Below are 8,617 nucleotides of genomic sequence, written 5' to 3' on the forward strand. Positions count from 1 at the left end.
CGGATATTGTCGGTGTTGCGGCCGTCGAGCTTGACCACACCGGCCAAGCCGTCACCCTCGATCTTCAGACACAAGTATTTTGTCGACGCGCCTTCCGTCGAGGTCGATGACCTCGAAGCGCCATCCACCTCTCGTGAAGCTCTCCCCCAATTCGGGCAGATGTTTCAGCTCCTCCAACACCAGGCCGGCCACAGTCTGATATTCCAAATCGTCATCGAGCCTGAGGTTTAAGAATTCAGCGAATTCGTCAATCGGCGTCCAGCCCGACACGAGATAAGAGCCGTCATCTCGACGAGCGATGGCCTGTTCATCGACAGGTCCCTCCTGCAGAGCCCCCATGATTGCTTCCAAAATGTCACCTGACGAAACAATCCCCTCGAAGTGGCCGTACTCGTCGAAAACCAGCACCATGTGAATTGGCGATTTCCTGATAGCTTCAATAACATTGATGGCAGTTGCAAGGTCTGAAACCACCGGGACATCCTGCGTCAGCGCCCTGATGTCGACAGTGCCGTGTTCGGACATCGCGTCGTAGAAGTCCTTCACCGGGAGGATGCCGATCACCTCGTCCGAACTGCCTTTTCGAACCGGCAGCCGCGACCGCTTCGTCCTGTGTAACTGGGTCCGAATTTCATCAAGGCTGTCGTCAATATCGATAATTTCGACGTCGCGTCGGGGCGTCATAAGCGCTCGGGCGGTGCGGTCCGCCAGCCGCATGACACCCGATATCATCGCGGACTCTTCGCTTTCGATCACTCCGGCCGACTGGGCCTCGGCCAGTACAGTTTTGATCTCTGCGTCAGAGACATTGTCGCCACCTTTTCCTGCCTGGCCCAAGAGTTTCAGTACAAGGTTTCCGGAAGCGTTTAGAAGCCACACAAGTGGCAGCGCGATTTTTGAAAGGACCGCCATAGCTGGTGCGACCTTGGCCGCAACCGCTTCGGGTTCCCGCAATGCGATCTGCTTTGGAACAAGTTCGCCGATGATCAACGAAAGATATGTGATTGCCACAACGACCGAACCTACGCCAATGGCATCAGCGGCCGTCGATGACATCCCCTGGGCTTCCAGCCATCCGCTCAGGCGGCCGCCGAGCGTGGCCCCCGAGAAAGCGCCGGATAGAACGCCGACCAGCGTGATGCCGATCTGCACCGTGGAGAGAAAACGACCGGGGTTTTCGGCAAGTTTGATCGCTTGAGCTGCACCCTTGCTTCCATTGTCGGCGAGAACCTTCAGGCGGGCTGTTCGAGAAGACACAACGGCCAGCTCCGACATGGCGAGCACACCATTCAGGATGGTGAGAAACGCCACAATTCCAATTTCCAGAAACACGGGGACCCTATTCGTTGAGGTTGTAATGCCGCATTCGTCAGGCGAAGCGGCGAGGCATTCGAAGGGACGCTCTATATACGCATATACGCATCGCCTGTCGTCTTTCCATCATCGAGTTGACATCAGTGCAGATTCCATCAGACCGCTCCTCTGAAGTGAAGGTCATGGGCCATCGGTAAAAACCGGCTAGGTCACCCGTCATTGGCAATGATCGGGGAAGCGGCCCTCTCTGCGGGAGCCTTGATATGCTTGAGGCGAGGCAGGGGTCGTCGCACCGTCTACAATGGTCGCCTGCTTCCTCGGCCGGGAGATCCCGCGTGGAACGGGCGGAGCTTGTACTGGATGGGTCACTGTCAGGCATGTCGCAATTTTGACGGTGAAACTGTGCCGACGCAAGAGCCGCCGGGGGAAAATCCTTATAGCGTCTTGATGTGACAGTTTTGAAAAGGACAGCAGCACCTCGTCCTGATTGAGGATTTCGGCTGATTTTGCGCTTTTCTGCAAAAGCGCTTGGCAATGATTGAGCTATCGGCAGATGGAATTTTTAAGGGATGGAGCATGGGGACTGCGGCGCGTCCCACGAGCTGGAATAGCGATCCGGTAAAGAGGTGGAGCCGAGGACATGCACAATTCAATGTGCTGCAGCATTGTTTAAACGTCTGAAAGGACGCGCGGCGCTCGAGCCTATGACAAATCCGGTGCTGACGAAGGAATTGCGAACCGGGCCTTAATGGTGGATGATTGTTGTGACCGCGAGCTGCTCTGGTTTCTCGTGGAGCTCTCCAACCAACGCCGAGGTCACGATGCTCATTATCTTTGGCGGTCTGCCTGGCAGTGGAAAGACGACGATTGCCCGCGCTTTGGCTAAGCGGTTGAATGCGGTCCATGTGCGCGTCGATACCATCGAGCAGGCAATCCGTGCCTCCGGAATAGCCGATGATGCCGGGCCTGCCGGCTATATCGCGGCTTACGGTATCGCCGGAGACAATCTGACCCTCGGCAGGACCGTTATCGCCGACTCCGTCAACCCGCTCCGGATAACCAGGTCAGCGTGGCTTTCGGTCGCCCAAGCGGCCGGGGTGACAGCGGCGGAGGTCGAGGTCGTTTGCTCGGATAAAGCCGAGCACCGCAACCGTGCTGAAACGCGCCTCACCGACGTCGAAGGTCTGGTGAAGCCGACATGGCAAGAGATTTCCGAAAGAGCCTATGACGAATGGCACGATGCAATCGTCATCGATACGGCTTCGAAAAAGGTCGAAGCCGTTTTGGATGAACTGGTGAGCCGATTGAAATCGCTGGCGATGCGATGACTACGAAACAACGTCCTGGTTGAGCTTTCTACTGAGTTCCGCAAAATCCTAGCGCCGGGTAGACAGGTGCCCTGTCACCAATTCTGCCCGGCAGGCCTCACCAAAATCGAGGAGAAAGTTCATCGCGCCGGAACGGGCAAGATCCCGTATTTCGGAGAGTGAGCGATTGGGCGTCAAATAGGTTTCGACGATCCTTACCATCGCCAGCTCGGCTGCATCCACGACCGGACGGGATGAGATCAGACGCATCTGGGCGACCAGTGCATAAAGCAGCACGAGGTCGGAAACGTCGTCCTTCTGGTGGCTTAGTGCATCACCGTAAAGCCGCGTGGCTTCGGCGATGAAATCGGAAAACAGCTTTTCGCGCTTGGCCATCTCGATCTCGCGATGTTTTTCCTTCACCTGTGATCGATGTGTCATCCACGTGGAGGCAAACGACGTCAGGCTGCCAATCGCAATGCCGGCGAGGCCCATCAGAGCAGAGATATATGCGTCCATGATTTTTCCTCTCGGAACCAGCCGGCGCAGGCATCACGTCAATGACAGAGTGGTTGCCCGCGAGCCTCAAGCCCTACCCGGCGAGCGGAGGACCCACCCACACGCCTGACGGTACTGCAGGGATACAATTCGCCAGTCCGTCGAGCATGCCTTGCAAGACGCTCTCGGTCAGCTCCTCCATCTTGTCGCTGGGGCCGACGAGGCGGTCCGCCAGCAGCAAAGTTAGACCGTGCATTTGGGACCAAAAAACGAGTATCGCCCCATCGAACATGCGGGTATTGGCCTCGGTATTTGCAATGGGGCGCCCGAGAGCGCCGTCAGAAATCGCGTCAACGACAAGAGCTTTCATGTTGTAGGCCGCAGTTCTTTCGATGGCGGGACGCCCATCGTCCTGACCACCGAGGTAGCCGCCGAACATCAATCTGTAGAGCGCTGGATTGTTGACACCGCCGCAGACATATGCGCGCGCCATAGCCCCAAGCCTCTGGCGAGGACTGTCAAGTTCCTTGGTCGCTTCGGCCATCCGCTTAGCCAGCAGTTCGAACCCGACCGCCGAGACGGCGGCCAGCAATTCGCGTTTGTCGGCGAAGTGCTTGTACGGGGCGTTGTGACTGACGCCCGCCCGTCGGGCGAGCTCACGAAGCGAAAACTCCGTGCTTTGAGACTCGCTGAGGACGTCGAGTGCGGCCTCTACGATCGCCCTGTGCAGGTCACCATGGTGATAGGGGCGCTGCTCTGTGGTGGAAATGCCTTTGATCATATTCGTCCATTAGGTTTTTAAGTTGCTCATGTCAACATTTTTGACAGTGCGATGTTGACATTGCCTACTCTCATCTTTAAGTGGGCGTTGTCAACATCTAGCGCGCCCATTCCGTCCCCTTTCGGCGCAAAGCACGCGACTGGCGCCCACAGTCGCTCCAACAAAGAGGTACATTGATGGCCGCTCAACATCCCGTCAAAAACAAGACGCATCGCCTCGCAGAACGTCCGGCCCGGCGACCGTCTGTCGCCGCCTGGCCGGCTGTTGACGGCGCAAGCGTGCGCCGCGTGACCGCGATACTGCGGAATGCGCTCCAGACTACGGCGCTCGGCATGTTCGTAGGATTCGCCGTGCTGCCGACAGCCCGCGCGGATCAGCCGACGCCTCCGCCCAAGCCGGCGATCAGCGACGAGGCCGCCACCGCCGTTGCGCAGATGGGAAAGACGCTCCTTGCCAGTGACTTGACGATCACGGCGAGAACGATCAGCGTTTACCTGGATCAGTCCGGACAACCGCTGCACATCTTCCATACGATGAAAATCACCGTGCGCCGTCCCGACCGGATCGCTGTCGAGTTTACCGGCGATGACGGCAAGCACGATCTGTTCTACGACGGCAAGGCGGCCTCGGTCTTCCTTCCCGACAGCAAGAAATACGCAACGATCCCGGCCTCGGGCGACATACCATCTGCGCTCAACGAGGTGACAACCAAGCTGGACCTCGATTTTCCGCTCAGCGTGCTTTTTGCAGCCTCCCCGGACAGAGTCCTGTTGAACGATGCCATGGCCGCCTGGCAGGTGGGAACCGCTAGCATCGACGGCGTCGATTGCCGTCATCTGTTTTTCTCTCAGAAGTCCGGCATCGATCTGGAATTGTGGGTTGAGAAGAACAGTGCGGCGACGCCGCGTCGACTGGTCGTCACGTACCCGTTGCTGCAGGGGCAGCCAAGCTTCGTCGCCGAATTCACGAGTTGGAAGACCCAGCCCCCTCTGTCCAACTCCGAATTCACCTTTGATCCTCCCGCCGGTGCGAAAAAGATCGATCTGACATCAGCCGTCGCGTCGGGAACGGAAGGAGGCAAGTGATGAACTATCTGAAGCGCACCTGCTTTGCTTTACTCGCCATGACGGCGATGACATCGAACGCCGCCTTCGGTCAGTTTGCACCGCCGCCCGGCGGTCCGCCGCCGCTGCCGTCCGGAGGCCCACCACGTCTGCCGTCGGGAGGCCCGCCACGCATGCAGTCGGGAGGGCCGCCGCGTCCGCAGATGGGCGGCATACAGCGTCCGCCGAGGGCCGGCCACGGCCGGCGGCCGATGAGCGCGCAGAACCGTCCGCCGGTGAAACCTCGTACGCGTATGCCGGATGTCGGTGGCGCAAAGGGGCGATTGGCGGAAAAACCTGGACGCGTAGGGGGCAACGTGTCCGGAAACGTCCGCAACACGCTGAACTCGGGCGGTAACATCAACGGCAACCGCACCTTCATGAACTCCGGAGGCAATATCGTCGCAAAGGACGCAGGCAACCTCACCGTCAATAATTCCGGCGATCTCAAGGTCTCTGGCAACGGCAACGGATACTTTGGCCGCGGATACTACGGCCGCGGAGATCACGGCCGCGCCGAGTATGGCGGCGGAGATCATGGGCGCGAATACGGCCGTGGAGACTATGGCCGTGGATACTATCGCCGCGAAGCCTACGTCCTGGGTGGGTATGCGGCAGGCGTCGCCGTCGGTGCTGCGGCAGCTTCGAGCACAGGCGAAACGACGTATTCTTCCAGTGGCAATCAGTCTGGATCCACTACGAGTTCCTCTGGCGTAGCATCCTCGAGTTCGTCCCACGGCGGCGCTGCTGGTTCGTCTAACGCGGCGTCGTCGGGTCCGCCTCACGGCGGCTCTTCGGGTTCGTCCCTCGCCAGGTCTTCAGGCTCTTCCGGCGGGATATATGTGAACTCTTCCGATCAGAGCCGCTCCGGCCCGGCGGTCGACGGCGGAGAGGGCGGAACGAACCCGAGGGGCGGCGATAGCGGCTCCCAGGCTGTGAATCCTTTGATCGTTGGCCTGTTTGAGAGCCTACCGCCGGAGGGCGCGACATGGACGTCCGAAGATGCGGTCGGCTGGCTTCAAGCCGCTGCCGCCAATCTGCGGATCGTCTATAAGATCCAGGAAAATATCGTGGTCACGGGCGAAGTTCCGCCGCCGAATTATGATCGCGGGTCTGGCGGGAACTAGATTCCGCTCGGCAGGGGAGGCTCAGGCCGGGCGTCGCACGAGGCGTCCGGGCTTGCCACGCATCGAAGACTGCGAAGCTCCGTCTGCTCTGCCACACTTCACCAAATCAGTACCTGGGTTCCGAACGCTGCACGAGTCCGCTCATCACGAGGTCGATGTGCGCCTCAAGAAGCGCCTTGCTGTCGACAGGTGTTCGATCCGCAAACATGAGACGCCAGACGGCAACTTGAAAAATTGAACTCGCGAGCACGTCTCGCGCACAGGCCGCCGCGTGTTGGCAAAACTCTCCCGATTTTACGCCTTGCTCGATGAGGGCCGCGAGGGCAGCAAGCGTCGGCGTGATGAAGCGGCCATGATAGCAATCGACCGCTTCGGGAAAGCGAATCCCTTCGGCGAGGGACAAGCGCAGGAGTTCTCCCGTCTTTCGGTCGTTGGCCGTGCTTTCATAGGAGATCAGCAGCAGGGCTCGTATCCGGTCGGCGGTGGATCCACGAAGGCTGCCGATGGCGGTCGACAGATCCGTGTATGACGTCGAGGCGTGGCGAAACGTTTCCTGGAAAAGAACTTCCTTGGTCGGGAAATAGAAGTAGATCGTTCCCTTGGTTATCCCCAGTCGGGCTGCGACGTCTTCGACACGCGTTGCCGCATAACCCTTCGCCGCGAACACCTCGAACGCGGCCACCAATATTTCGTCAGGACGCCTTGCCTTGCGCTCCGCCCTCGATGTTTTCTTTTCAACTCGTTTCATCACATCCCATTGGATTTTTTAAGGGTGACGCACCTGTGGTGGCCCTCTCACGGCCCTGGTGTTGGGCGCGATCTACGGTGGCAGCAGAGATCTGGTCGCACCCGCTCATCTTGGATCGGTGGTGCGTGTATCAGCATTTTTAAGCCTATGTTGACATCGCCCACTTTACTCATATTAAGTGGGCGCTGTCAACATATGGCAATGGAGACTGTTACACGCGCAGCAAATTGAAGCTGCCCGATCAACAAGCGGCTCTCTTCGCAACCGTGCCGGAAAAAATGCAGTCCTTTCGATTGCCGGAATTGGTCTCGCCAATGGGGACGATGCGAGCTTTTGGAAGGCCTATACGAATAGATAGCATTCCTGATTCCAACGCATCTCTTCATTAGCGAGTACAAAAATGCTCTACTGTGAGCGCCTGCTTAAAGGCAACGAGCCGCCTAACTCTTTGTGGTGCAACGGTTCTTTTACCACCCGCTGAATGCGGGGCCTCTTCCTCTGCCGAGCTGCCGACTAGCGTCACGAGCCTCGCAGAATGTCCAAGAGCCGCCGGACAATCATCTCTGATAGTCCGCTCACAATTGACGAAAGTCGTTACCACACGGAGGCCGTTGACGATGCCAGCGCAGAGATATAGCCGTTGCAAGAACCTCAATATTTACTGGACTGTGTTGGACAAAGTCATCGGACAGGCGGTTACCATCGATGGGTTTGTCATGGACATGCTCACCGCCGAGGAGGCCGATAACTTGGTCGATCTATTGAATAGTGGCAACCAAGAGAGCCTGTGGTGTTTTGCCGAGCGATGTTAGAAGCAATGGTCGATGACCGGCGTGCTCGTGCGGCACTCAGACAGACTGAAAACCTTCATCTCGACATCCTTTCGACCACGGCGTTCATTTGGATGCTGGAAACTGATCCGGTGTGGAGAATGCAGCCGACATTTGATTGATCATCAAAATTGGCGCCGGCGTGAACGAGCCCGGTAGACCTGGGATTCCCGGCCCACTGCCTGAGGACCCCATCCGCGTCCGAAAGCCGTAACTTTTTCGCTTTCGGTTGCGGTGGCATTTACTATCCAATCCCGGATAATCCCTCGTCGGATCAATTCCTTTAGAACTTTGCGAAGCCCGCCATTTCATTCGGCCGTTGGGCCATGCATCGATATGCTTGGACCTCAATTCCCACGGCGAAGAATATTGAGGGCGTCTTGAAATCTAAGGGCTCCCAGCGCCTTCGTTGCCTCGTCCGCCGGCCATCCGGCTTCCATTGCCGCCGACAGCAGGGTGGCGTCGGTGTGAAGCTCAAGTCTCTCGTAGAGGGGCTCAAGCGCCTCTCGGGCGGTAACAACGTGCTCGTCCGGAGGCGTGATAGGAGTCGGAGATACCGTCGGCATTCTGCGTCCCTTCCTAACGGTTTTGGAACCTGAAAATTGGCCATGGTTCCAACGTCTATTTAATGACTGCCGACGCCGGTGCGAACATGACCAGCCTGGGGGAGCCTGCACCCATGAGCAAAAGCTAAAACAAACCGCGTAGGTCCGCCATCATACTTGTGTATGCGCAAGTTATACGGAGGCAGCACCAGGCGGGCTGCTAGGGAGCTATGCTCGGCTCGGCCGCTCGTTTCGAGCATGAAGCGTCCATACATTTCTCGCCGAGGGCATCTCATCGGGAAGGAGCGGGTGGTGGTCTGTCTGATTTCTGACCGTCGGCCCGACCGGCGGCTCATAAACCCCT

Annotated in this window: 9 protein-coding genes; 4 read left to right on the forward strand and 5 right to left on the reverse strand. The window is 58.2% G+C overall.

Annotation, left to right across the window (positions count from 1 at the left end):
- Window positions 1-51: 51 nt before the first annotated feature.
- Window positions 52-1,332 carry a hemolysin family protein gene (locus V8P77_RS30890; RefSeq protein WP_335916014.1) on the reverse strand — a complete coding sequence of 427 codons (1,281 nt, stop codon included), beginning with the start codon at window positions 1,330-1,332 and terminating at the stop codon, window positions 52-54.
- A gap of 803 nt (window positions 1,333-2,135) precedes the next feature.
- Here V8P77_RS30890 and V8P77_RS30895 point away from each other — a divergent pair.
- The gene (locus tag V8P77_RS30895; RefSeq protein ID WP_335916081.1) at window positions 2,136-2,642 is read left to right on the forward strand and encodes a P-loop nucleotide/nucleoside kinase family protein; all 507 of its coding nucleotides are present in this window, start codon (window positions 2,136-2,138) and stop codon (window positions 2,640-2,642) included.
- A gap of 48 nt (window positions 2,643-2,690) precedes the next feature.
- Here the strand turns inward: V8P77_RS30895 and V8P77_RS30900 are convergent, their stop codons facing one another.
- Together V8P77_RS30900 and V8P77_RS30905 are read right to left on the reverse strand one after the other, a co-directional pair.
- Window positions 2,691-3,140: a hypothetical protein gene (locus tag V8P77_RS30900; RefSeq protein WP_335916016.1), complete on the reverse strand. Its 450-nt coding sequence runs from the start codon at window positions 3,138-3,140 to the stop codon at window positions 2,691-2,693.
- A 73-nt stretch (window positions 3,141-3,213) separates the two neighbouring features.
- The gene (locus V8P77_RS30905) at window positions 3,214-3,900 is read right to left on the reverse strand and encodes a TetR/AcrR family transcriptional regulator (RefSeq protein WP_335916017.1); all 687 of its coding nucleotides are present in this window, start codon (window positions 3,898-3,900) and stop codon (window positions 3,214-3,216) included.
- A gap of 278 nt (window positions 3,901-4,178) precedes the next feature.
- Here V8P77_RS30905 and V8P77_RS30910 point away from each other — a divergent pair, with 278 nt between their 5' ends.
- Together V8P77_RS30910 and V8P77_RS30915 are read left to right on the forward strand one after the other, a co-directional pair.
- On the forward strand, window positions 4,179-4,985 hold the full coding sequence (locus V8P77_RS30910; protein ID WP_335916019.1) for a DUF2092 domain-containing protein: 807 nt from the start codon (window positions 4,179-4,181) through the stop codon (window positions 4,983-4,985).
- Window positions 4,985-6,130, forward strand: coding sequence for a hypothetical protein (locus tag V8P77_RS30915; protein WP_335916020.1), 1,146 nt, complete (start codon window positions 4,985-4,987; stop codon window positions 6,128-6,130). Before V8P77_RS30910 ends, V8P77_RS30915 begins: the two co-directional genes overlap by 1 nt.
- 106 nt (window positions 6,131-6,236) lie before the next feature.
- Here the strand turns inward: V8P77_RS30915 and V8P77_RS30920 are convergent, their stop codons facing one another.
- The gene (locus tag V8P77_RS30920; RefSeq protein ID WP_335916021.1) at window positions 6,237-6,878 is read right to left on the reverse strand and encodes a TetR/AcrR family transcriptional regulator; all 642 of its coding nucleotides are present in this window, start codon (window positions 6,876-6,878) and stop codon (window positions 6,237-6,239) included.
- A 617-nt stretch (window positions 6,879-7,495) separates the two neighbouring features.
- On the opposite strand from V8P77_RS30920, the gene V8P77_RS30925 reads away from it, so the two are divergent.
- On the forward strand, window positions 7,496-7,690 hold the full coding sequence (locus V8P77_RS30925) for a hypothetical protein (protein ID WP_335916022.1): 195 nt from the start codon (window positions 7,496-7,498) through the stop codon (window positions 7,688-7,690).
- A 365-nt stretch (window positions 7,691-8,055) separates the two neighbouring features.
- Here the strand turns inward: V8P77_RS30925 and V8P77_RS30930 are convergent, their stop codons facing one another.
- On the reverse strand, window positions 8,056-8,274 hold the full coding sequence (locus V8P77_RS30930) for a hypothetical protein (protein WP_335916023.1): 219 nt from the start codon (window positions 8,272-8,274) through the stop codon (window positions 8,056-8,058).
- Window positions 8,275-8,617 lie beyond the last annotated feature (343 nt).

Source organism: Rhizobium aouanii, assembly GCF_037002925.1.
Taxonomy (GTDB): Bacteria; Pseudomonadota; Alphaproteobacteria; order Rhizobiales; family Rhizobiaceae; genus Rhizobium; species Rhizobium aouanii.

Bases quoted from the DNA above. Each gene is read 5' to 3' on its own strand.
- V8P77_RS30895 (WP_335916081.1), top strand. From the start codon at position 2,136: ATGCTCATTATCTTTGGCGGTCTGCCTGGCAGTGGAAAGACGACGATT.
- V8P77_RS30900 (WP_335916016.1), bottom strand. From the start codon at position 3,140: ATGGACGCATATATCTCTGCTCTGATGGGCCTCGCCGGCATTGCGATT.
- V8P77_RS30905 (WP_335916017.1), bottom strand. From the start codon at position 3,900: ATGATCAAAGGCATTTCCACCACAGAGCAGCGCCCCTATCACCATGGT.
- V8P77_RS30915 (WP_335916020.1), top strand. From the start codon at position 4,985: ATGAACTATCTGAAGCGCACCTGCTTTGCTTTACTCGCCATGACGGCG.
- V8P77_RS30920 (WP_335916021.1), bottom strand. From the start codon at position 6,878: ATGAAACGAGTTGAAAAGAAAACATCGAGGGCGGAGCGCAAGGCAAGG.
- V8P77_RS30925 (WP_335916022.1), top strand. From the start codon at position 7,496: ATGCCAGCGCAGAGATATAGCCGTTGCAAGAACCTCAATATTTACTGG.
- V8P77_RS30930 (WP_335916023.1), bottom strand. From the start codon at position 8,274: ATGCCGACGGTATCTCCGACTCCTATCACGCCTCCGGACGAGCACGTT.